This window comes from Mycobacterium sp. (assembly GCF_052143115.1).
In the GTDB taxonomy this organism is placed as follows: domain Bacteria; phylum Actinomycetota; class Actinomycetes; order Mycobacteriales; family Mycobacteriaceae; genus Mycobacterium.
Map to the genome: position 1 here is coordinate 1 of NZ_JBKQTQ010000328.1, position 21,670 is coordinate 21,670.

Annotated in this window: 21 protein-coding genes and 2 pseudogenes; 18 read left to right on the forward strand and 5 right to left on the reverse strand. The window is 64.8% G+C overall.

Going from position 1 to position 21,670, the window contains the following annotated elements:
• Positions 1 to 718 (reverse strand): acyl-CoA dehydrogenase family protein (locus tag ACLQI9_RS31800; RefSeq protein ID WP_442392792.1); only part of this gene is annotated, 718 nt, incomplete at its 3' end.
• Between the two features lie 222 nt (positions 719 to 940).
• On the opposite strand from ACLQI9_RS31800, the gene ACLQI9_RS31805 reads away from it, so the two are divergent.
• Genes ACLQI9_RS31805 through holA form a run of 3 tightly spaced genes read left to right on the forward strand, consistent with a single transcriptional unit; the run spans position 941 to position 4,350 of the window.
• On the forward strand, positions 941 to 1,765 hold the full coding sequence (locus ACLQI9_RS31805) for a helix-hairpin-helix domain-containing protein (protein WP_442378624.1): 825 nt from the start codon (positions 941 to 943) through the stop codon (positions 1,763 to 1,765).
• A 5-nt stretch (positions 1,766 to 1,770) separates the two neighbouring features.
• Positions 1,771 to 3,330, forward strand: a complete 1,560-nt coding sequence (locus ACLQI9_RS31810) for a ComEC/Rec2 family competence protein (RefSeq protein ID WP_442378623.1) — start codon at positions 1,771 to 1,773, stop codon at positions 3,328 to 3,330.
• A 12-nt stretch (positions 3,331 to 3,342) separates the two neighbouring features.
• Positions 3,343 to 4,350 (forward strand): DNA polymerase III subunit delta, encoded by a 1,008-nt coding sequence (holA, locus tag ACLQI9_RS31815; RefSeq protein ID WP_442378622.1) that lies wholly within the window; start codon positions 3,343 to 3,345, stop codon positions 4,348 to 4,350.
• Positions 4,351 to 4,371: 21 nt separating this feature from the next.
• Here holA and rpsT read toward each other — a convergent pair whose 3' ends face one another.
• Positions 4,372 to 4,632: a 30S ribosomal protein S20 gene (gene rpsT, locus ACLQI9_RS31820; protein ID WP_442378621.1), complete on the reverse strand. Its 261-nt coding sequence runs from the start codon at positions 4,630 to 4,632 to the stop codon at positions 4,372 to 4,374.
• A gap of 148 nt (positions 4,633 to 4,780) precedes the next feature.
• Here rpsT and ACLQI9_RS31825 point away from each other — a divergent pair, with 148 nt between their 5' ends.
• The 5 genes from ACLQI9_RS31825 (at position 4,781) to ACLQI9_RS31845 (ending at position 9,589) form a co-directional block, all read left to right on the forward strand.
• Entirely contained in the window at positions 4,781 to 6,484 is a 1,704-nt protein-coding gene (locus tag ACLQI9_RS31825; RefSeq protein WP_442378620.1) for a circularly permuted type 2 ATP-grasp protein, read from the forward strand.
• 7 nt (positions 6,485 to 6,491) lie between these two features.
• Positions 6,492 to 7,469 carry an alpha-E domain-containing protein gene (locus ACLQI9_RS31830; protein WP_442378619.1) on the forward strand — a complete coding sequence of 326 codons (978 nt, stop codon included), beginning with the start codon at positions 6,492 to 6,494 and terminating at the stop codon, positions 7,467 to 7,469.
• Complete coding sequence (locus ACLQI9_RS31835; RefSeq protein ID WP_442378618.1) at positions 7,469 to 8,308, forward strand: transglutaminase family protein; 840 nt, start codon at positions 7,469 to 7,471, stop codon at positions 8,306 to 8,308. Before ACLQI9_RS31830 ends, ACLQI9_RS31835 begins: the two co-directional genes overlap by 1 nt.
• A gap of 17 nt (positions 8,309 to 8,325) precedes the next feature.
• Positions 8,326 to 9,018 (forward strand): hypothetical protein, encoded by a 693-nt coding sequence (locus ACLQI9_RS31840; RefSeq protein WP_442378617.1) that lies wholly within the window; start codon positions 8,326 to 8,328, stop codon positions 9,016 to 9,018.
• Positions 9,019 to 9,160: 142 nt separating this feature from the next.
• Positions 9,161 to 9,589, forward strand: a complete 429-nt coding sequence (locus ACLQI9_RS31845; RefSeq protein WP_442378616.1) for a CBS domain-containing protein — start codon at positions 9,161 to 9,163, stop codon at positions 9,587 to 9,589.
• Between the two features lie 30 nt (positions 9,590 to 9,619).
• Here the strand turns inward: ACLQI9_RS31845 and ACLQI9_RS31850 are convergent, their stop codons facing one another.
• On the reverse strand, positions 9,620 to 10,207 hold the full coding sequence (locus ACLQI9_RS31850; protein ID WP_442378615.1) for a type II toxin-antitoxin system PemK/MazF family toxin: 588 nt from the start codon (positions 10,205 to 10,207) through the stop codon (positions 9,620 to 9,622).
• Between the two features lie 113 nt (positions 10,208 to 10,320).
• Here ACLQI9_RS31850 and lepA point away from each other — a divergent pair, with 113 nt between their 5' ends.
• Together lepA and ACLQI9_RS31860 are read left to right on the forward strand one after the other, a co-directional pair.
• The gene (gene lepA, locus ACLQI9_RS31855; protein ID WP_442378633.1) at positions 10,321 to 12,168 is read left to right on the forward strand and encodes a translation elongation factor 4; all 1,848 of its coding nucleotides are present in this window, start codon (positions 10,321 to 10,323) and stop codon (positions 12,166 to 12,168) included.
• A 90-nt stretch (positions 12,169 to 12,258) separates the two neighbouring features.
• The gene (locus ACLQI9_RS31860; protein ID WP_442378614.1) at positions 12,259 to 13,008 is read left to right on the forward strand and encodes a sensor domain-containing protein; all 750 of its coding nucleotides are present in this window, start codon (positions 12,259 to 12,261) and stop codon (positions 13,006 to 13,008) included.
• Positions 13,009 to 13,014: 6 nt separating this feature from the next.
• Here the strand turns inward: ACLQI9_RS31860 and ACLQI9_RS31865 are convergent.
• Positions 13,015 to 15,017, reverse strand: a pseudogene (locus tag ACLQI9_RS31865) (glycoside hydrolase family 15 protein).
• A 103-nt stretch (positions 15,018 to 15,120) separates the two neighbouring features.
• On the opposite strand from ACLQI9_RS31865, the gene ACLQI9_RS31870 reads away from it, so the two are divergent.
• From ACLQI9_RS31870 to ACLQI9_RS31900, 7 genes are all read left to right on the forward strand, one after another.
• Complete coding sequence (locus ACLQI9_RS31870) at positions 15,121 to 15,324, forward strand: hypothetical protein (protein ID WP_325682687.1); 204 nt, start codon at positions 15,121 to 15,123, stop codon at positions 15,322 to 15,324.
• 141 nt (positions 15,325 to 15,465) lie between these two features.
• Positions 15,466 to 15,558, forward strand: a complete 93-nt coding sequence (locus tag ACLQI9_RS31875) for an Ms4533A family Cys-rich leader peptide (protein WP_442378613.1) — start codon at positions 15,466 to 15,468, stop codon at positions 15,556 to 15,558.
• A gap of 113 nt (positions 15,559 to 15,671) precedes the next feature.
• Complete coding sequence (locus ACLQI9_RS31880; RefSeq protein WP_442378612.1) at positions 15,672 to 16,709, forward strand: sulfate ABC transporter substrate-binding protein; 1,038 nt, start codon at positions 15,672 to 15,674, stop codon at positions 16,707 to 16,709.
• The gene (cysT, locus tag ACLQI9_RS31885) at positions 16,706 to 17,569 is read left to right on the forward strand and encodes a sulfate ABC transporter permease subunit CysT (RefSeq protein ID WP_442378611.1); all 864 of its coding nucleotides are present in this window, start codon (positions 16,706 to 16,708) and stop codon (positions 17,567 to 17,569) included. The genes ACLQI9_RS31880 and cysT overlap by 4 nt, the downstream gene beginning before the upstream one ends.
• Entirely contained in the window at positions 17,566 to 18,384 is an 819-nt protein-coding gene (gene cysW, locus ACLQI9_RS31890) for a sulfate ABC transporter permease subunit CysW (RefSeq protein WP_442378610.1), read from the forward strand. Before cysT ends, cysW begins: the two co-directional genes overlap by 4 nt.
• A gap of 128 nt (positions 18,385 to 18,512) precedes the next feature.
• Positions 18,513 to 19,577: a sulfate/molybdate ABC transporter ATP-binding protein gene (locus ACLQI9_RS31895; protein ID WP_442378609.1), complete on the forward strand. Its 1,065-nt coding sequence runs from the start codon at positions 18,513 to 18,515 to the stop codon at positions 19,575 to 19,577.
• A gap of 167 nt (positions 19,578 to 19,744) precedes the next feature.
• The gene (locus tag ACLQI9_RS31900; RefSeq protein ID WP_442378608.1) at positions 19,745 to 20,056 is read left to right on the forward strand and encodes a hypothetical protein; all 312 of its coding nucleotides are present in this window, start codon (positions 19,745 to 19,747) and stop codon (positions 20,054 to 20,056) included.
• A gap of 27 nt (positions 20,057 to 20,083) precedes the next feature.
• On the opposite strand, the gene ACLQI9_RS31905 is transcribed toward ACLQI9_RS31900, so the two are convergent.
• Positions 20,084 to 20,659: a hypothetical protein gene (locus ACLQI9_RS31905; RefSeq protein WP_442378607.1), complete on the reverse strand. Its 576-nt coding sequence runs from the start codon at positions 20,657 to 20,659 to the stop codon at positions 20,084 to 20,086.
• A 716-nt stretch (positions 20,660 to 21,375) separates the two neighbouring features.
• On the opposite strand from ACLQI9_RS31905, the pseudogene ACLQI9_RS31910 reads away from it, so the two are divergent.
• Positions 21,376 to 21,670: pseudogene (locus ACLQI9_RS31910) on the forward strand (hypothetical protein); the annotation flags it as partial.

Sequence of the window (21,670 nt, forward strand, 5' to 3'; positions counted from 1 at the left end):
ACTTCGCGTAGGTCCAGCCCTGATTCTCTTCTCCGACAAGCTGATCGGCGGGTACGCGGACGTCTTCAAAGAACACCTCGTTGACCTCGTAGCTGCCGTCGATCAACTTGATCGGCCGCATCGTGATTCCCGGGGTGTCCAAATCGATGAGCAGAAACGAGATGCCGGCCTGCTTTTTCAGCGCCTGGGGATCGGTGCGTACCAGACAGAAGATCCAGTCCGCGTACTGGCCCAACGTCGTCCAGGTCTTCTGCCCATTGACCACATAGCTGTCGCCGTCACGCAGGGCGGTGGTGCGCAGCGACGCCAAATCCGAGCCGGCTTCCGGCTCGGAGAACCCTTGGCACCACCAGATGTCGATGCTGGCCGTCGGCGGCAGAAAGCGTTGCTTGATCTCCTGGGAGCCGAACTCGGCGATCACGGGTCCGACCATCTTTGCGTTGAAGTTCAGTGGTTCCGGCACACAGGCCAGCTGCATCTCGTCCAGCCAGATCTGGTGCTGAGCGGGCGTCCAGTCCTTGCCGCCCCATTCGACGGGCCAATTGGGCACCGCCAGCCCGTGATCATTGAGGATCTTGTGGCTGGTGCTGAAGTCGTCGCGACCGAGTGGTAAGCCCAGGCGGGTTTTCTCACGAAACTCCGCCGGAATCTTTGTCGTGTAGAAGGTGCGCAGCTCGTCACGAAAGGCGGCTTCGTCCGGCGTCAGTGCCAGTTGCATGGCGGTCTCCTTCATTGGATCCGACGGTCCTGCCCTGCACGTTATCCGCATCCCCAACCAACCAGTCAGGCGGCTGGTCTGACGGCGCCCGTCGCCCGCCGCCGACCATTGTCGGACGGCTCGGCGCAGCCGATTGTGCACAGCCGGCAGTTAGTCCACAGCCGGTCTCAACAGGCTCCGCGGCGGCGTTGCCGCGGCAGTCGACCGACCTACGGTCGGCGTATGCGCACAGAACTGCCCGCCCAGCGACTGCATCGACGACTCGGCGCCCAACCGGACAGCGATGCCGACGACACCGACGCCGACACCGACCCGAACTCCCTGCTGCCACGGTGGATTCCGGACGATTCCGGACAACATGGTGGCTGGCTGGCCAGAGTGCGTGCCGACCCGGGCCGCGCCGGCGCCATCGCATTAGCGGCGATCGCCGCCATTGCGGTGCTGGTCGCCATCTTCACTCTGATGCGGGATGCGCCCGCACCGGTGAGGTCGGCGAAACTGCCACCGGTCGATCCGGTGGCGTCGGCGAGCCGCGGCCCGAGTCCGAGCGCGACGGCCCAGCCGAGCCAACCGGTGGTGGTGAGCGTGGTGGGCCTGGTTCACACGCCGGGCTTGGTCACGTTGGCGCCCGGCGCGCGGATCGCCGACGCGCTCAAGGCGGCTGGCGGCACGACCGATGGTGCCGACACCACCGGGCTCAATATGGCCCGCCAGGTCGACGACGGCGAGCAGATCGTCGTCGGGATCGCACCGATCAAGGGGCAGCCGCCCGTGTTGGGCAGCTCGGTCAGCTCCGGCACGGCCGCCCCCGGCACGCCGGGCAGCGCGTCTCGTCCGGATAAACCCACACGGTCTGAGGTGGTCAACCTGAACACCGCGACGGTGCAGCAGTTGGACGCCCTTCCCGGGGTCGGGCCGGTGACGGCGGCCGCCATCGTGGCCTGGCGCGATGCCAACGGCAAGTTCACCACCGTCGACCAGCTCGCCGAGGTGGATGGCATCGGCCCCGCGCGCCTGGAAAAGCTGCGCCGGCTGGTTCGTGTCTAAGACCGGTGCAGCACCCATCGGGTGGCGACTCCGCGACGGCGCGGCTGGATGCGCGTCTGGTGCCGGCCGCATTGGCCAGTTGGACGGTCACTGCGGCGGGAATCTTGTGGCCGATAGGCGGTGTCGTCGGGTCAGTCTGTGCGGCGGGCAGCGCGTTCGGCGTTCTGCTCTGGCGCGCCGGACACCAAAGGCCACGGATGCGGGCCGTCGGCATCGGCGTGATCGCTGTTGGTGTCGTCGGGGCGGGGTTCGGGTTTGCGATCGAGTTACGCGCCAACGCGGTCGCTCGCCACCCCATCACCGCGGCATTCGGAACCGCAGCGCAGGTGGCGGTCACGCCCACCGAAAGCGCACTGTCGCTGGGCCGCGGCCGGCTGATGTTCCGTGCCACGTTGCAGCAACTGGGAGACGACACGATCTCGGGCCGCGTGGTGGTTTTCGCGCCGGCACGCGACTTCAGCGCAGTGATGGTCGGTCAGCCTGTCCGCTTCCGCGCCAGAATCACTCGCCCCACCCGACGCGACCTGACGGTGGCTGTGGTGAACGCGATCGGTGCGCCGACGATGGGTCACGCCGGGCCGGTGCACCGATCTGCGTACGCAGTCCGCGCGGCGTTCGCCGCCACAGCCCGTCACGTGCTGCCCGCTGACCAGGCGGCAATGCTGCCCGCGCTGGTGCTCGGCGACACTTCGGCGGTCACCATGATGACCAGCCAAGAATTCCGCGCGGCCGGTTTGACGCACCTCATGGCGGTATCCGGTGCCAACGTCACGATCGTGTGCGGAGCAGTGCTGTTCACATCGCGGCTGATCGGGCCGCGGGCAGCGGTGGCGCTGGCCGGTGCCGCGCTGGTGATATTCGTCATCGTCGTGCAGCCCACGGCCAGCGTGCTGCGCGCGGCGGTGATGGGCGCGATCGCGCTGGTGGGTGTGTTGTCTTCGCGGCGACGGCAGGCGATTCCGGCTCTCGCTGCCACTGTGCTGGTGTTGATGGTCGCCGCTCCTCAGCTGGCCGTCGACGTGGGCCTCGCTCTGTCGGTGGTGGCGACGGCGGCGCTGGTGGTCATCGCGCCGATTTGGTCGCGGCGTCTGGTGGCGGCCGGCTGGCCCAAGCCGCTGGCGGACGCCGTGTGCGTCGCGTGCGCTGCGCAGTTGGTGACGGCTCCACTGATCGCCGGCATTTCAGGCCGGGTGAGCCTGGTCGCCGCGGCGGCCAATCTCGCGGTGGCAGTGCTGATCGCGCCGATCACCGTGCTGGGCAGCGCGGCGGGCGCACTATGCCTGTTCTGGCCGGCTGGGGCGCAACTGCTGATCCGGTTCACCGGGCCCGAACTGTGGTGGGTGTTGCGGATCGCGCATTGGGCAGCCGGTGTCCCCGCCGCCAGTGTGCCCGTACCGTCCGGGGTTGCCGGTTTCCTGCTGGTCGGCGTCGCCGCCCTGCTGGCCGCGGTGTTGTGGCGGCGACGATGGTTTCGCACGGCGATGGCGATCGCAGCCGCCGGGCTGTTGGCCTGGTCGCTGTCGGGTCTGCTGGTAGGGGCCGGCGGGTCTGTCGGCCGCACATGACACGATCGAACGGTGAGCCAGCAGGTTTCGCCATTGCACCTCGTGCTGGGAGACGAGGAGCTGCTGGTCGAGCGCGCCGTCGCGGAGGTACTGCGGTCGGCACGGCAGCGCGCCGGCACCGACGATGTCCCGGTGAGCCGGTTGCGAGCCGGCGAAGTCGGCGTCTACGAGCTGGCCGAATTGCTGAGCCCGTCACTGTTCGCCGACGAGCGGGTGGTGGTCCTGGAAGCCGCCGGTGAGGCAGGCAAAGAAGCCGCGGAATTGATTGCCAATGCCGCCGCGGACATCCCGTCGGGCACCGAGCTCGTGGTCGTGCATTCAGGTGGCGGGCGTGCCAAGGCGCTGGCCAGTCAGCTGCGCGCGCTGGGCGCGCAGGTACATCCGTGCGCGCGGATCACCAAGGCCAGCGAACGTTTTGACTTCGTCCGCAACGAATTTCGCTCCCTGAAGGTCAAATCCGACGACGACACGCTCAACACGCTGCTGGATGCGGTCGGCTCCGATGTACGCGAACTCGCGTCGGCCTGTTCACAATTAGTCGCCGACACCGATGGCCGCGTCGATGTCGCCGCGGTGCGGCGCTATCACGGTGGCAGGGCCGAGGTGAAGGGATACGACATCGCCGACAAGGCTGTGGTGGGCGATGTCGAAGGCGCTGTCGAGGCGCTGCGGTGGGCGATGATGCGTGGCGAGCCGCAGGTGGTGTTGGCCGATGCGTTAGCCGAGGCTGTGCACGCCATCGCCCGGGTCGGGCCACTCTCTGGTGACCCCTACCGTCTGGCGGCTGAAGTCGGAATGCCGCCCTGGCGGGTGCAGAAGGCGCAGAAGCAGGCCCGACGCTGGTCCCGCGACATGGTGGCCACCGCGATGAGATTGGTCGCGGCGCTGAACGCCGACGTCAAGGGTGCGGCCGCCGATGCCAACTACGCGCTGGAAGCGGCGGTACGGAAAGTCGCCGAGCTAGCGGCCGGTGACGATGCGGGCCGGGACGGCCCGAGGAAGAGCCGGGCGGTTAGGTAGGGCCGACCCCGGTCGCTGAACTCAGATCTTGTTGAGGGCGTGCGCCAGCGCGGACTTCTTGTTCGCCGCCTGGTTCTTGTGGATCACGCCCTTGCTGGCCGCCTTGTCCAACTTGCGGCTGGTGGAGACCAGCAGTTCGGCGGCCTTCTCCTTCTCGCCGGCGGCAGCGGCCTCGCGGAACGCGCGGACAGCCGTGCGAAGCGATGACTTCACCGACTTGTTGCGCAGCCGGGCGCGCTCGTTGGTGCGGTTGCGCTTTTGCTGCGACTTGATGTTGGCCACGCGTTAATTCCTTCGCAAATATCAGCGGCTTGTGGTGTCACGGTCTTGCCGCAGCGTCCCAACGCTTAGGCGGCGACTGCTCAGGGTAACAGTCCGTGGTGCAATCTCCCAAAGTGGAGACTCTTGGCCTGCGGAAACGGCGTTTGTGATGCAGCATGGCACAGTGGCCCTTCGAACCGTACCCGTCGAAACAAGGCGCCAGCCGCGTGGCGAATCGCCGCCGCCAAAGCGCTATGAGCGCATCTTCGACGGGTACAACACCGCGGGCAGCTACGCGGATGCCTTCGATGAGATGTTCGATGGTCAAGGCAACATCCGCGGCCCGTACAAGGGCATCTACGCCGAGCTTGCGCCGTCGGATGCTTCCGACCTTGAGGCGCGCGCCGAGGCGCTCGGCCGTGCCTTCAGCGATCAGGGCATCACGTTTTCGCTGTCCGGTCAGGAGCGGCCGTTTCCGCTGGACCTGGTCCCACGGGTGATCTCGGCAGCCGAGTGGACGCGGTTAGAGCGCGGCATCACCCAGCGCGTCAAAGCCCTTGAGTGCTACCTCCACGACGTCTACGGCGATCAGGAGATCCTGAACGACGGAGTCATCCCGCGCCGGCTGGTGACCTCCTGTGAGCACTTCTACCGGCAGGCCGCGGGCATCGTGCCGCCCAACGGCGTGCGCATTCACGTCGCCGGCATCGACCTGATCCGCGACGAAAAGGGAAGCTTTCGCGTTCTGGAGGACAACCTGCGTTCCCCGTCGGGGGTGTCCTACGTGATGGAGAACCGGCGCACGATGGCGCGGGTCTTCCCGAACCTGTTCGCCACTCACCGGGTTCGCACGGTCGATGACTACGCCGCGCACCTGCTGCATGCCTTGCGCAAGTCGGCGGCCACCAACGAGGCCGACCCGACCGTCGTGGTGCTGACTCCCGGGGTGTTCAACTCCGCATACTTCGAGCATTCGCTGCTGGCCCGTCAGATGGGTGTCGAGCTCGTCGAGGGCCGAGACCTGTTCTGCCGCGATAACCAGGTGTACATGCGCACCACCGAAGGGGAGCGTCAGGTCGACGTCATCTACCGCCGCATCGACGATGCGTTTCTCGACCCCATGCACTTCCGCCCGGACTCGGTGCTCGGGGTTGCAGGCCTGCTCAACGCCGCACGTGCGGGCAACGTCGTCATCTCCAGCGCCGTCGGCAACGGGGTGGGCGACGACAAACTTGTCTACACCTACGTCCCGACCATCATCGAGTACTACCTCGGCGAAAAACCGTTGCTGGCCAACGTGGACACCTACCGATGCTGGCTGGACGACGAGCGCGAGGAAGTGCTGGACCGGATCAGCGAACTGGTGATCAAACCGGTCGAGGGGTCCGGCGGATACGGCATCGTCTTCGGGCCGGAGGCCTCCGGCAAAGAACTTGCCGCGATCAGCAAGAAGATCCGCGACGACCCCCGGGGGTGGATCGCCCAACCGATGATGCAACTGTCCACCGTCCCGACGCAGGTTGACGACAAGCTGGCGCCCCGCTACGTCGACTTGCGGCCGTTCGCGGTCAACGACGGCGACGACGTCTGGGTGCTGCCCGGTGGCCTGACCCGGGTGGCGCTGGTAGAGGGATCGCGGGTGGTCAACTCCAGCCAGGGTGGTGGGTCCAAGGACACCTGGGTGCTGGCGCCGCGCGCCTCGGTGGCCGACCGCGAGCTTGGTGCCGCGGAGATCGTGCGGGCGCTGCCCACGCCGGTCACGACGTCGAAGGGTGAGGCGGAAGCCGTAAAGTCGTCCCAGCAGCAAAAACAATCGCAGACGCGCCCGGCGCTGGAACAGCAGCCGGGTCAAAGCAACAACAACAGGCGGTGAGCTACTGATGCTGGCCCGCAACGCCGAAGCGCTGTACTGGATCGGTCGCTACGTCGAGCGCGCCGACGACACGGCGCGCATTCTCGACGTCACGGTGCACCAACTACTGGAGGATTCCAGCGTCGATCCTGACGACACCTCCCGAGTGTTGTTGCACGTGTTGGACATTGAGGCGCCGGACACCCCGTTGGACGTCTGGTCGCTGACCGACCTGGTGGCGTTTCGCCGCAACACCGCAGGCGGCTGTTCCATCGTCGACGCCATTTCAGCGGCCCGGGAAAATGCAAGGTCTGCCCGGGAGGTGACGTCAACCGAGACCTGGGAATGCCTCAATACCACCTTCAACGCTCTGGGTGAGCGTGAACGTGCCGCCAAACGCCTTGGACCGCACGAGTTTTTATCGTTCATCGAGGGCCGCGCCGCGATGTTCGCCGGGCTGGCCGACTCGACGCTGTCGCGCGACGAAGGGTATCGCTTCATGATGCTGGGTCGTGCGATCGAGCGGGTGGACATGACGGTGCGGATGTTGTTGTCGCGAGTCGGGGACAGCGCGTCCTCGCCCGCGTGGGTGACGGTGCTGCGCTCGGCGGGCGCGCACGACACGTATCTGCGTACCTATCGCGGTGTGCTGGACGCCAATCGGGTCGTCGAGTTCATCCTGCTCGACCGGCTGTTTCCGCGGTCGGTCTTCTACTCGTTGAAGTTGGCTGAGCACAACCTCGACGAACTGCTGCACCATCCGCACAGTAGGGTCGGCGCCGTCTCCGAAGCGCAGCGGCTGCTCGGGCGAGCCCGCAGTGAACTCGAGTTCATCCAGCCGGGTGTGCTGCTCGAATCGCTGGAGATGCGGCTGGCAGGCTTGCAGCAGTCGTGCTACGACGTCGGAGAGGCGTTGGCGGTACAGTATTTTCACGCTGTACCGTGGGTCGCCTGGTCCGATGCCGGCCAGCGCGACCCGCTGCCGGCCAGGCAGGGGAAGAACTGATGTGGCGGATGCGCGTTCTGCACGCTACCGGATACGCCTATCCGTCGCCGGCGACGGCCTCTTACAACGAAGCTCGGCTCACGCCGCGATCGGACTCGCGGCAAAACGTCATCCTCAACCGTGTCGAAACTGTCCCGGCCACCCGGTCATACAAGTACATCGACTACTGGGGCACTGCGGTGACGGCATTCGATTTGCATGCGCCGCACACCGAGTTGACCGTCACGTCCTCGTCGGTTGTGGAGACCGACCGAGCGGAACCGCCGACCGAAAAACTCTCCTGGGCCGACTTGCACACCGAATCAATCGTCGACCGATTCGATGAGGTGCTTCGCCCCACCGAATACACGCCGGCAAGCAAACGCATTGCGGCCGTTGGCAAGAGGATCGCCAAGTATCACCAACCCGCCGAAGCCGTCGTTGCGGCCGGGGAGTGGGTGCGCAGCGAACTGGACTATGTTCGCGGCACCACCGGTGTGCATTCGTCGGGGTTGGACGCGTTGCGCGAGGGCAAAGGCGGCTGCCGAGATTTCGTGCATTTATCACTAATCATGCTGCGCAGCATAGGTATTCCCGCGCGTTACGTGTCGGGTTATCACCACCCCAAGAGTGACGCGAAGATTGGGAAAACCGTCGACGGGCAGAGCCACGCCTGGATCCAGGCATGGACCGGAAGTTGGTGGGACGTTGATCCCACCAACGACAGCGAGATCACCGAGCAGTACATCAGTGTGGGCTTCGGTCGGGACTACTCCGACGTGTCCCCGCTGAAGGGCATCTATTCCGGACAGGGCGCGACCGACTTGGACGTCCTGGTCGAGATCACCCGGTTGGCATAGTTCCTATCGTTCACGCTATGAACGATTCGCCCGGAGATGCAGCAGCAGTCGGCCGGCGCCAACATGGACCGCCGTTGGCGCTCCTCGCCGCGATCTGGATAGGGCTGCTCCTCAGCGGTCTGGCGATCGGCGTCGCGCTCGGCGGCGTGATGCCGCTGCCCTACGGACCGGTCGCCGCGGTCCAGCAGTACGTCCGTACCGAACCGGCGGCGGTGCAGGTCATCGCCGTGGCGGTGTTCGCCTCGTCGGTGCCGCTGGCCGTCTACGCGGCAACGGCCAGCGGCCGGTTGCGTCAACTCGGGGTCGCCGCGCCGGCAGCGACGATCGCATTGACGGGCGGAATCTTGGCGGCCGGCGCGTTGGGGCTGACGGGTTTGGTGGCCTGGACACTGTCGCGGCCAGAGGTCAGCGGCGACAGCGCGTTGGTCCGCGCGCTGTATTACCTGGTGTTTCTGGTTGGTGGCGCCGGGCACATCGTGGCGCTGGGCCTGCTTGTCGCCGGTATGGCGCTGCCCAGCCTCGGCCTCGGGCTGTTGCCCCGGCCGCTGGCCTGGGCCGGTCTGGCGATCGCCGGGCTGTCCGAATTGACGACGCTGGTGCTGTTCTGGCCGGTGCTGGGACCGATCCTGCCCGTCGCACGGGTCTCGGCGTTGGCGTGGCTGGTGGTGGCCGGCGCACGGCTCCCGCTGCCGCGCAACACTATCGGGTGAGCGTCCAGCCGGTGCAGGTCGTCGCCGAGCATGCTGCCGTGGTCGTGACCTGGACGTTGGCCTGATTTTTTCGAGCAGCTTTCACAATGACCGATCTCGCGTAGCCTGGTGTGAACCGGATCACAATCGGTGGGAGGCTTCAATGCGGATTGCAGATGTGTTGCGAAACAAGGGTGGCTCCGTGGTGACGACCAACCCTGACGCGACGGTGACTGAACTGCTGGCCGGGCTCGCCGGTCACAATATCGGCGCCATGGTGGTGGTCGGGCCCGACGGTGTCGTCGGCATCGTCTCCGAGCGTGACGTCGTACGCCAGCTGCACGCCCACGGCGCTGCGGTGCTCTCGCAGCCGGTTTCGAAAATCATGACGGCAGTGGTCTCGACCTGTAGCAAGTCCGACACGGTAGACAGTCTCAGCATGCTGATGACCGAACACCGGGTGCGCCACGTACCGGTACTCGACGACGGCAAGTTGATCGGCATCGTCAGCATCGGTGACGTCGTGAAAACGCGGATGGAGGAGCTGGAGGCCGAGCACGAGCAGCTGCAGTCCTACATCACCCAGGGCTGACGGCCAGCAGCTCGACCGGAGCGGAGTAACTCAGCTCCAGGAGTACTCGCTGCGCAGGCGGGCAGCGACGACGTCGAAGATCGCGCGTTCCAGGATTGCCCCCTCGCGGCGAATCCCCTCTTCGGGGACGTCCAGCACCCGGTCCAGCCGCACCCAGCTGGGCCTACCGTCGCCATCCCAGCTTCCGCTGCCGATTTCCACCCAGTCCCGGTCGGCGGCGTATCTCTCCTGGCTGGACATCATCAGGCCGAGCAGCGTGTGCTGGTCGCGGCCTACGACCAGCACCGGGCGGTCCTTGCCGCGGGTGGGATCGTCCTCGTAGGTCACCCACGTCCACACGATTTCGCCGGGGTCGGCCCGACCGTCCAAGTCGGGGGAGTAGACCAGCCTGCGGGCCCGATGCGCGGTGGGCGCGCTGATGCTGGTGACCGGGCGACCGGCGGTGATCTCGGGCGGAGGTTCGGACGCCGTGCCGACGATCACATCCAAACCGATCTTGATGCCCCGTTGCACAGTCGGCGACTGCTGCAGCTGCCGGATCAGCTTCGGTGCCTCGTTGAACACCAAATTCTCAAGGTTTCTCTGAAACCGCTGCAACGTCCTCCACTGCGACGCCATCTTCGCAGCATAAGACGGCCCGGCGCGATTGTGTTCCGACGACGCTGCCTCGATACCCTGGAGGCAGCTCAGAGCGCCTAAGCATCCGCCGCTAGGCCGCCGTCGACCAGGAGATTCCCATCAGTAGTTTCGCCGACCAAACCTTCACCGCGCCGGCGCAGATTCGGAATTTCTGCATCATCGCCCACATCGACCACGGCAAATCCACGCTGGCCGATCGGATGCTGCAGCTCACCGGCGTCGTCGACGAAAGGTCGATGCGCGCTCAGTACCTCGACCGGATGGACATCGAGCGCGAACGCGGGATCACGATCAAGGCACAAAATGTGCGCCTGCCGTGGCGGGTGGGTGACACCGATCACGTCCTGCACTTGATCGACACCCCGGGCCACGTCGACTTCACCTACGAGGTGTCGCGGGCTCTGGCCGCCTGCGAGGGGGCGGTGCTGTTGGTCGACGCCGCGCAGGGCATCGAGGCGCAGACGTTGGCCAACCTGTACCTGGCGCTGGACCGCGATATGGCCATCATCCCGGTGCTCAACAAGATCGACCTGCCCGCCGCTGACCCCGAGCGGTACGCCGCCGAGATCGCGCACATCATCGGCTGTGAGCCCGACCAAGTGCTGCGGGTGTCCGGCAAGACCGGCGAAGGCGTGCCCGAACTGCTCGACGAGGTCGTCAAGCAAGTGCCACCGCCCAAGGGGGACCCGGACGCGCCCACCCGGGCAATGATTTTCGACTCCGTCTACGACATCTACCGCGGCGTGGTCACCTACGTCCGCGTGGTCGACGGCAAGATCGCCCCGCGCGAAAAGATCGCGATGATGTCAACCGGCGCGACACACGAACTTCTCGAGGTCGGCATCGTCTCGCCTGAACCGAAGGCCAGCGACGGCCTCGGTGTGGGCGAGGTCGGTTATTTGATCACCGGTGTCAAGGACGTCCGCCAGTCCAAAGTCGGCGACACCGTCACGACCGCACGCCACGGCGCCACCGAAGCCCTGACCGGCTACCGCGAACCCAAACCGATGGTGTACTCGGGTCTGTATCCCGTCGACGGCTCGGAGTACCCGAACCTGCGCGACGCGCTGGAGCGGTTGCAGCTCAACGACGCGGCGCTCACCTACGAACCGGAGACTTCGGTGGCGCTGGGCTTCGGGTTCCGGTGCGGGTTTCTGGGTCTGCTGCACATGGAGATCAGCCGCGAGCGCCTGGAACGTGAATTCGACCTCGACCTGATTTCGACCGCACCGAACGTGGTCTATCGAGTCGTGAAGGACGACGGGACAGAGGTCCGAGTGACCAACCCGTCGGACTGGCCGTCGGGCAAGATCGCCACCGTCTACGAGCCCGTCGTCAAAACCACCGTCATCGCGCCGAGCGAATTCATCGGCACCATCATGGAACTCTGCCAATCGCGGCGCGGCGAACTCGGCGGGATGGACTACCTGTCACCCGAGCGGGTCGAATTGCGCTACACCATGCCGCTGGGCGAAATCATCTTCGACTTCTTCGATTCGCTGAAATCGCGCACTCGCGGCTACGCAAGCCTCGATTACGAGGAAGCCGGCGAGCAGGAGGGAGCGCTGGTCAAGGTTGACATCCTGCTGCAGGGCGAGGCCGTCGACGCTTTCAGCGCTATCGTGCACAAGGATGGTGCCGCGGCCTACGGCAACAAGATGACCACCAAACTCAAAGAGCTCATCCCGCGTCAGCAGTTCGAGGTGCCAGTGCAGGCGGCGATCGGATCCAAAATCATTGCGCGAGAGAATATTCGCGCGATCCGCAAAGATGTGCTGTCGAAGTGCTACGGCGGCGACATCACCCGCAAGCGCAAACTGCTGGAGAAGCAGAAGGAAGGCAAGAAGCGGATGAAGACTATCGGCCGGGTCGACGTGCCGCAGGAGGCCTTCGTCGCCGCGCTGTCAACCGATGCCGCGGGGGATAAGGCCAAAAAGTAAGCGCGCTATACAAGCGCGTTGACGTTCCGCAGGACGCCTTCGTCGCCGCGCTGTCCACCGCCGCCGCGCAGACCAAGGTACAAAGTAGTCATGCGGACGTTTGGGTCGGCGACGGCGTTAATGGTGGTCGCCGCGCTGGCCCTGGGCTGTGGTGCGGTTGTCGATGGCACGGCGACGCCGGCACCGAATCTGAAGCCGCGACTTCTCACCGGGGCAAGCGTCAGGCAGGTGCCTCTCGACGACGTCACACTGTCGCGGATGCTCGGCCAGCCCTTCGTCGGCCGCATCCCGCCTGAGTTCGGCGGCCCTGAGAAGCTCTACAGTCAGATCCCGCCAGCCAGTTGCCTGGGCGTCACGGCGATGCTGCAGAAAAGCGTCTACGAGTCAGCCGAGGTCAGAGACGTCGCCTCGGAGTCGTGGTGGAACAACGGTGATCCGGCGCAAGTGATCAGCGTTATGCAGGGCGTGGTCACGTTGCCGACGGCCGCGCAAGCCGAGATGGTGTTCGCGAAATTCTCACGGCAGTGGCAGCAATGCAACGGCGCGACGTCAACGGAACAAAACGGCCCGATCAGCACGACGAACTCCGTCAGCGACATCCGCGTCACTAATACCGTTGTCGCGGCTACTAATACCGCGACCTCGGTATTGCCCAACATGCCGGCGCTGCAGCCGACCCCACAGGCGCGTGCCATCGGTGTCCGGCTGAACTGCCTCGTAGAGGTCGAGGTGGTGTTCTTCGGCGATCGACGCCCGTCTGATCCAGGTTCGGCCAACCTGGACAACAGCGCCGTTGACATCGCTCACGCGATGATGGACACGGTCAGCGCTTTGAGCTGATCGGCCCTACACGGGCGCGTTGGCGGGCTGAAAGACTCCGGTGCTGTCGGCTTCTTCCTCGGCCCGGATCACGTGCACCACAGCGTTGATCAGCGCCAGATGGGTGAAGGCCTGCGGGAAGTTTCCCAGATGCCGGCCCGTGCGCGGCTCGATCTCCTCGGCGTAGAGGTGCAGCGGGCTGGCGAACGAAAGCAGCCGCTCACAAAGATGTTTGGCGCGGCTGACCTCGCCGATCTCGACCAAAGCCGATACCAGCCAAAACGAGCAGATGGTGAATGTGCCTTCCTCACCGACAAGCCCGTCGTCGGTCTCCTCGACGCGGTACCGCAGCACCAGACCTTGTTCGGTGAGCTCATCGGCAATCGCCAGCACAGTGGCCCGCACCCGCGGGTCGTCCGGCGGCAGGAAGCGAGTCAACACCACCTGCAGCAGCGAGGCGTCCAGCGCGTCGCTGCCGTAGCGCTGGGTGAACACGCCCCGAGAGTTCACGCCCTTTTCCAGGATTTCGGCTTTGATCGCCTCTGCGACCGCGCGCCACTGCTGTGCGTAGTTCTTTTCACCTTGCCGCTCAGCCAGTTTCGCTCCGCGATCGACCGCCACCCAGCACATGATCTTCGACGACGTGAAGTGCTGAGGTTCCCCGCGCACCTCCCAGATCCCACGGTCGGGCTCCCGCCAGTGCTTGATGGCTTCTTCCACCTGGTTCTTCAGCACCGGCCACAGCGTGTCCGGAATCTGTTCGCGCGACTTGGCGTGCAAGTAGAACGAATCGAGGATGGCGCCCCAGATGTCGTGCTGGTTCTGGTTATAGGCGCCGTTGCCGATGCGCACCGGGCGGGCATGGTCGTAGCCGGACAGGTGGAGTAGTTCTCTTCCACCAGCCGGCGTTCTCCGCCGACGCCGTACATCACCTGCAGCGGTTGGCTTTCACCGTTGTTACCGCCAGACACGTCGGCGATGAACGAGAAGAAATCGTCGGCCTCGCGATCGAGCCCCAGGGTGTAGAGCCCCCACAAAGCGAATGTCGAGTCCCGCACCCAGGCATACCGGTAGTCCCAGTTGCGTTCGCCCTGTGGGGTTTCGGGAAGCGATGTGGTGCAGGCAGCCAGCAGCGCGCCGGTGGGTGAGTACGTCAACCCTTTCAGTGTGAGAGCGCTGCGTTGCAGATACGCTCGCCACGGGTGGTCGGGAAAGTTGCCGATATTGATCCACTGCCGCCAGCACTCGGCCGTATTCCACATCTTGTCGGCGGCCTCTTCAAAGTTCTGCGGCGCCGGATGCTTGGACCAACTCAGGGCGACGAAGGCGTTGTCACCTTCTTTCATTCTGGTGCGCGCCCGTGCTTCTCGGCCCTCTAAACCGATCCGCAGGTTGGTGGTCAACCGCAGGGTCGGATGGGCTTCGGGATCTTTGGTGGCCAGGGCAATGGCTTCGCCGTAGCCGTCGGCCGAGTACTCCCAGGTGGCGCTGACGCGGTGGTAGTCGAACGCCGGCTCGCAGCTCATCAGTAGTTCAACGGTTCCACTGACGCAACGGATGATGCGCAGCAGGATGTGCTCGGCGTCCCAGTCCATCGGGGTACGACGATGTGTTCGCGACCGTCGGTCGATGTCATGCCATGGCCCCATCACCAGCGCGTCGCGCACGATCACCCAGCCGGTGTGGGTTTGCCAGGTGGTCTCCATGATCAAGCTGCCGGGTAGATAGCGCCGCGCCGAGGGCACCGATACGCCATACGGACCCAGCCGGAAATGGCCGGCGCTGCGGTCCAGGATCGCGCCAAACACACTCGGCGAATCGGGCCGCGGCACGCACAGCCATTCGACCGACCCCGCCGGCGAGATCAGGCAGGTCGTCTCACAGTCGGACAAAAACGCGTAATCTGCGATCGGTGGGAACGGGTTGCGCAATGGTGCGCCCGAGGGAGATGCCCCCGGCGGGGCGACGGTAAAGGTTGCCGATTCGGCCTTCTCCGCGGCCCCATCGGCAGGCTGCGCGTGAAGAACCATGCCGACATCATGATCCGCCGAGCTGCTCGGCGGCAACCGCGTCGGCCACGGCCAGGTTGACAACGATCTCGACATGTTGGCTTCACTGGCCACGCGGAATAGGGTGAGCCCAGTGAACGGGATCCTCAGTTGGTGGGACGGCGTCGAGTTGTGGCTGTCGGGGCTGGGGTTCGTCTTGCAGACCATCGTGGTCATGCCGGTCGTGCTGGCGTTGGCCTACCTCGTCGCGGTGGTGCTGGACGCCCTGCTGGGCCGTGGCATCCGGCTGATGAGGCGCGTTCGTCACAGCGACGAAGAACCCGGATGACCAGAAAGCCGGGCATGCCGCGATCACAGGTGACGTTGGTGCTGGTCATCTTGGTGGTACTGGTAATAGTCGCCTGGCTGCTGACCCGCTGACCTGCGTCGGCCAAGCTGGGAGTTCGGCGAATTCTGTTAGGCTTCCGCCATGCACGCAGTGTCCGGCAACAGCGAGTGCCATATCTTGGCGCTCATTGCCGTGGGCGATTGCGCTGTGGCTGACGTGCACTGTTGTAGCTGACTTCCTCCCCGCGCGCGGTCAGGTGTCGGTGGAATTCCCCCAACTATTGACCCTTGCCTTTCCGTAGCGACGGGACCGGTTGTCTGTTAACCCCGCCACCGAAAGGTCGACCATTGCGCGACGACATCAGGGGTGCCGCGCGTTGGTGCCACGTTGTCGGGTTGACCGTCGCCGCGAGCGTTATCGCAGCGTGTCAGGGTGGCGCCAGCGACGTCGTCGGTGGTAGCGGGCCGGCCAACGCGCACACGAGCATCACGCTGGTCGCCTACTCGGCTCCAGAACCCGGCTGGAGCAAGGTGATTCCAGCATTCAACGCCTCACAAGAAGGCAAGGGCGTGCAGGTGATCACCTCATACGGCGCCTCGGGTGACCAGTCACGAGGCGTCGTCGACGGCAAGCCCGCCGACATCGTCAACTTCTCCGTCGAGCCCGACATCACCCGACTCGTCAAGGCCGGCAAAGTTTCCAAGGACTGGGACAAAGACGCCACCAAAGGCATTCCGTTCGGGTCGGTGGTAACCCTGGTGGTGCGGCCCGGGAATCCCAAGAACATCAAGGACTGGGACGACCTGCTGCGGCCCGGCGTGGAAGTCATCACGCCCAGCCCGCTGAGCTCAGGCTCTGCGAAATGGAATTTGCTCGCCCCATACGCCGTCAAGAGCGGCGGCGGCCACGATCCGCAAGCGGGCATTGACTTCATCAACAAGCTGGTGGGCCAGCACGTCAAACTGCGCCCCGCATCGGGGCGGGAGGCCACCGATGTGTTCGTCCAAGGCAGCGGTGACGTCCTGATCAGCTACGAGAACGAAGCGATCGCCACGGAGCGCCAAGGCAAACCGGTCACCCATCTCAACCCGCCGCAAACGTTCAAGATCGAAAACCCGGTGGCCGTGGTGACCAGCAGCCCCCACCTGGATGCCGCCACCGCGTTCAAAAACTTCCAGTACACGGCTCAGGCCCAGAAGCTTTGGGCGGCAGCTGGATTCCGGCCAGTCGACCCGGCCGTTGCCGCCGATGTCCGGAGTCAGTTCCCGATGCCGGTGAAACTGTGGACGATCTCTGACCTCGGTGGCTGGGACATCGTCGATGCCCAATTGTTCGACAAAAACTCCGGCGGTATCACCAAGATCTACGCACAGGCCACCGGATGACGACGGCGATAACACAGGAGGTGACCGCCGGCACCCGTGGGGGTGGCGCGCCGGGCGGCAAGGGTTTCCGCGGCGGCGGCACGTCACTGCGGCTTGGTGTTGCGATGGTGTGGCTTTCGGTGATCGTGCTGCTGCCGTTGGCCGCAATCGGCTGGCAATCCGTCGGTGGCGGCTGGCGGGCGTTCTGGCTCGCGGTCACCTCAAATGCCGCGCTCGAGTCCTTCCGGGTGACGCTGATCATCTCGGCCGGCGTCACCGTCCTCAACATGATTTTCGGCCTACTGATCGCATGGGTTCTGGTACGCGACGATTTCCCGGCCAAACGGCTGGTCGACGTCATTATTGATCTGCCATTCGCGTTGCCCACGATTGTTGCCAGTCTGGTACTGCTGGCTCTCTACGGGGCCAACAGCCCCGTCGGCCTGCACTTGCAGCACACCGGATGGGGCGTTGGCCTGGCTTTGGCGTTCGTCACGCTGCCGTTCGTGGTGCGGGCCGTCCAGCCGGTGTTGCTCGAAATTGACCGCGAGACCGAGGAGGCCGCCGCGTCGCTCGGCGCCGGCAACGCGACAATCTTCACAACCGTCGTGTTGCCCTCTCTGACTCCGGTTTTGTTGACCGGTGCGGGGCTAACGTTTGCGCGGGCCATCGGCGAATTCGGCTCGGTGGTGCTGATCGGTGGGGCGGTGCCCGGCAAAACCGAGGTGTCCTCACAGTGGATCCGGACCTTGATCGAAAATGACGACCGTACCGGTGCTGCCGCGATATCGATTGTGCTGCTTGCTATCTCGTTCATCGTACTCTTTGTTCTGCGTACCCTCGGATCGCGTGCGAGTAGACGCGAGGAGTTGTCGGCATGACGCTATCGCCGCAGGTTCGCTACCTGATTCGCTTTCTTGCCCTGGCCTATGTGTTGGTGCTGCTCGTCGTCCCCGTTGGGCTGATCTTGTGGCGCACTTTCACACCCGGTTTCGGCCAATTCTTCGCCTGGGTCAGCACGCCGGCGGCGATTTCGGCACTGAATTTGTCGCTGCTGGTGGTGGCCATCGTGGTGCCGCTTAATGTGATCTTCGGTGTCCCGACGGCATTGATGCTGGCGCGCAACCGATTCCGTGGCAAGGGCGTCTTGCAGGCGATCATCGATCTGCCGTTCGCGGTCTCGCCGGTCGTCGTCGGTGTGGCCTTGATCGTGTTATGGGGATCGGGAGGACTGCTCGGCTTCGTCGAGAAAGACTTCGGGTTCAAGATCATCTTCGGGTTGCCCGGCATCGTGCTCGCCAGCATCTTCGCCACGCTGCCCTTCGTGATCCGCGAGGTCGAGCCGGTCCTTCACGAGCTGGGCACCGAACAGGAGCAGGCGGCGGCAACGCTGGGTTCCGGTTGGTGGCAGACGTTTTGGCGGATCACGCTGCCATCGATCCGATGGGGCCTGACCTACGGGATCGTGTTGACCATCGCCCGTACCCTCGGTGAATACGGCGCGGTCATCATGGTGTCGTCGAACCTGCCGGGGAAATCCCAGACGTTGACGCTACTGGTATCTGACCGCTACAACCGCGGCGCCGAGTACGGCGCCTACGCTCTTTCGACACTGCTGATGGCGGTCTCCGTGGTGGTTCTCGTCGTCCAGGTGATTTTCGATGCTCGGCGTAAACGAGCCACCAAGCAGGCCTGATGAGGAGGAGTGGCGCTTATGACTCGCGCCGACGACGATTTTGGAGGCAGCGATGAGGTGGGGGCACGCCCCCTCGCCGCTGTGCGGCTGGGGGTACCCCCACCCGCTTGCGGGGGCGAGTGGCGCTTATGACTAACGCGATCGTCGTGCGCGGCGCCAACAAACGCTACGGTGATTTCGTCGCGTTGGACAATGTCGACTTCGACGTGCCCGCCGGCTCACTGACGGCATTGCTGGGACCTAGTGGTTCGGGCAAGTCGACCCTGTTGCGCGCCATCGCAGGGCTCGATCAGCCGGACAGCGGCACGATCACGATCGACGGCCGTGACGTCACCCGGTTGCCGCCACAGCGGCGCGGTATCGGTTTTGTATTCCAGCATTACGCCGCGTTCAAGCACCTGACCGTGCGCGACAATGTCGCCTTTGGGTTGAAGATTCGTCGGCGACCCAAGGCAGAGATCCGTGAGAAGGTCGACAATCTGCTCGAGGTGGTGGGGCTCAGCGGTTTCCAGACTCGCTACCCCAGCCAGCTGTCCGGCGGTCAACGCCAGCGCATGGCGCTGGCGCGCGCGCTGGCGGTCGACCCGCAAGTGCTGTTGCTCGACGAGCCGTTCGGTGCACTGGACGCCAAGGTCCGCGAAGATCTGCGAGCCTGGCTGCGCCGCCTGCATGACGAAGTGCATGTCACCACGGTGCTGGTCACCCACGACCAGGCCGAGGCGCTCGATGTGGCCGACCGGATTGCCGTGCTGCGTGACGGTCGCATCGAGCAAGTGGGATCCCCGACCGACGTCTACGACACTCCGGCGAACTCGTTCGTGATGTCATTTCTGGGCGCGGTGTCCACGCTGAACGGGAATCTCGTTCGTCCGCATGACATCCGGGTCGGACGCAGTCCCGACATGAAGATTGCTGCCGACGACGGCACCGCCGAGGCCACCGGCGTAGTCCGCGCCACCATCGACCGCCTGGTGATGCTCGGCTTTGAGGTGCGCGTCGAGTTGACCAACGCCGCTACCGGCGGGCCGTTCATAGCTCAGATCACCCGAGGCGATGCCGAGGCGTTGGGCCTGCAGGAGGGGGACACCGTGTACGTGCACGCCACCCGGCTACCGCACATCGCACTCGGGGCGCCCGCACCCAGCGACGGCGGGGCGGACAAGGACGAGGGCACGCTGACACCTACCGGATGACGGCATAGGTAGTTCAAATCCCTGAGAAGTTGTTAGTACGCCCGCCGAGGTATTTCGTTTCGCTTGCCGTTTGGGCCCGGCTCCCCGCTAGCCCGTGACGGGGTTTCCGCGCCGCACCAGTTCGGTATGTGACTTGCGGCAAAAGGGATGAGCACTAGGCTCTGCGCATGGCATCGCCGCAGAGCACTCAAGAGCTGCAGGTTAGTGACGAGGGCCTTCGTGTGGAAGCCACCTCATGTGAGTCCCTAGCAGGAGAGCTCGCGGGCAATCGCGCGCCGACCGGTGTGGGGTCGTCAGCGCTGGCGAGCGTAGCGGCGATCAACGCCGCGCGGGCCGAGGTAGCTGCGGCCAACATCCGCTGCACGTTCCGCGTGCAGGCGACTGCCGCCAAACTCTCGGCGGCCGCTGTCGACTACACCGAGAACGAAGTCAACTCGGCAGCTCAGTTGGAGGCGCTCGACATACCGACGGTGCTCTAATTGCCCTCGGCCACAACGCTGCTCACGCTATCGCACGTCCAGAGCTTGGACACAACGTATCTGCGCGAGGCTACCGACTATTTTGAGCGGACTGGCAATTTGTGGGATGAGGTTTTCGCCGAAATCCATGCGGGAGCGTCGACCCCGGGCGGTGCGTCGTGGCAGGGGCAGGCCGCGGTCGCCGCCCAGGAGCGCGCCTATTTCGACATGGTCAAGATCCGGGGCGCGGCTTTTCAATTGCACGAGGCCGCCGGAATCGCCCGCCGTGGCGGTGAACAATTGCAAGAGGGCAAAGCGGCAGTGCTTGAGGCCGTTAGCGAGGTGCGTGCAGCCGGCTTCGATGTCGGTGAGGATTATTCGGTCACCGACCGTTCCCAAGGCGGTTCGACCGAGTTGCGAGCGCAGCGTCGCGCTCAGGCCATAGGCCACGCCGCCTTCATCGGTCACCGGGTAGGCGCACTGATCGCCAACGATCAAGAAACCGCGGCGCAAATCGCCGCCGTCACCAAGGGCATCGACCATCTCACTTTCACCGAGTCGCCCGGTGTCAATGACGTGATCCTTGGCGACGACAAGCAAAATCGGGTTCAACTCGTCGACCATCACACCTTCAAGGAGGCGCCGAACCCAGCACCCGACCCACGTCCGGGCGGCTGGAGCAGTGACCCACTAATGAGGGCCGCCCAGAAAATCGCTTACGGACACGCCGGGACCGACCACATCGCTGATTTTCCCGGGATGACACGAGATCAGCTCGCCGATTTCATCTACGGAAAGATGAAGAGATCCATTGGTGACCCCGGAGGACTGCGGCTCGGGGCCAGTAGTAGCGACGGCGCGCCCGTTATTTATGACCCCAAAGACAATGTGATGATTGTTCGGGACCCGAGTGCGCCCGACTGTGGAACGGTGTTCAAACCAGACCTGCAGGAAAGACCTGACTTCGTTGACAAGAAGTTCGGCTGGCGTGAGCCATCGTTCAAGCCCGGCCAACTTGCCGACGGGCCTCGCACTGCCCCCACTGAGCCGCCAGCCGGCCCAACGAGGCCGGTCGAAGGGCCACCCGCGGTACCGCGCCCCGCTGAACCGCCGGCTCGTCCCGAACCCGCTCCCGCGCAGGTTGCGCCCCTCAAGCCGCCACCGATTGAGCCACCAGTAATACGCCCCGGTCCCTCTGTCGTGGGTGGAGGTGGAGCAATCGGGTTACCTAGACCCGCAATCGGTCCGGCCTTCGAACCGACCGAGTAAGAAAGATCGAACGAAAGTAGGAAGCGTGTTATGCAAAGTCCGCTTGGAGCGCTGTGACTCATCCTGGGCGCGTGGCGATCGACTTGACCGACGAGGAACGTGAGCTCATGGTCCTCGCCCTCAACGAGTATGCCGGGACGGCGCAACCCACTTATCAGCTGTTGTGCCCGGTGTTGGGCCAGTCGAATCTAGATGATTGGGCCCAGCTCGTTAGCCGGCTGAAGGAAGCTATCAAGATTAAGGAGCCGTTGTCTGATCTGGATTGGGCACGTGCCATGTTTCTGACCGACATTTCCTTCGGGAGCACCCTGGTTGGCTCGGGACTGCGTTTCGGAAGGTCCGCCGATGAGTACTGGTTTCCGATAC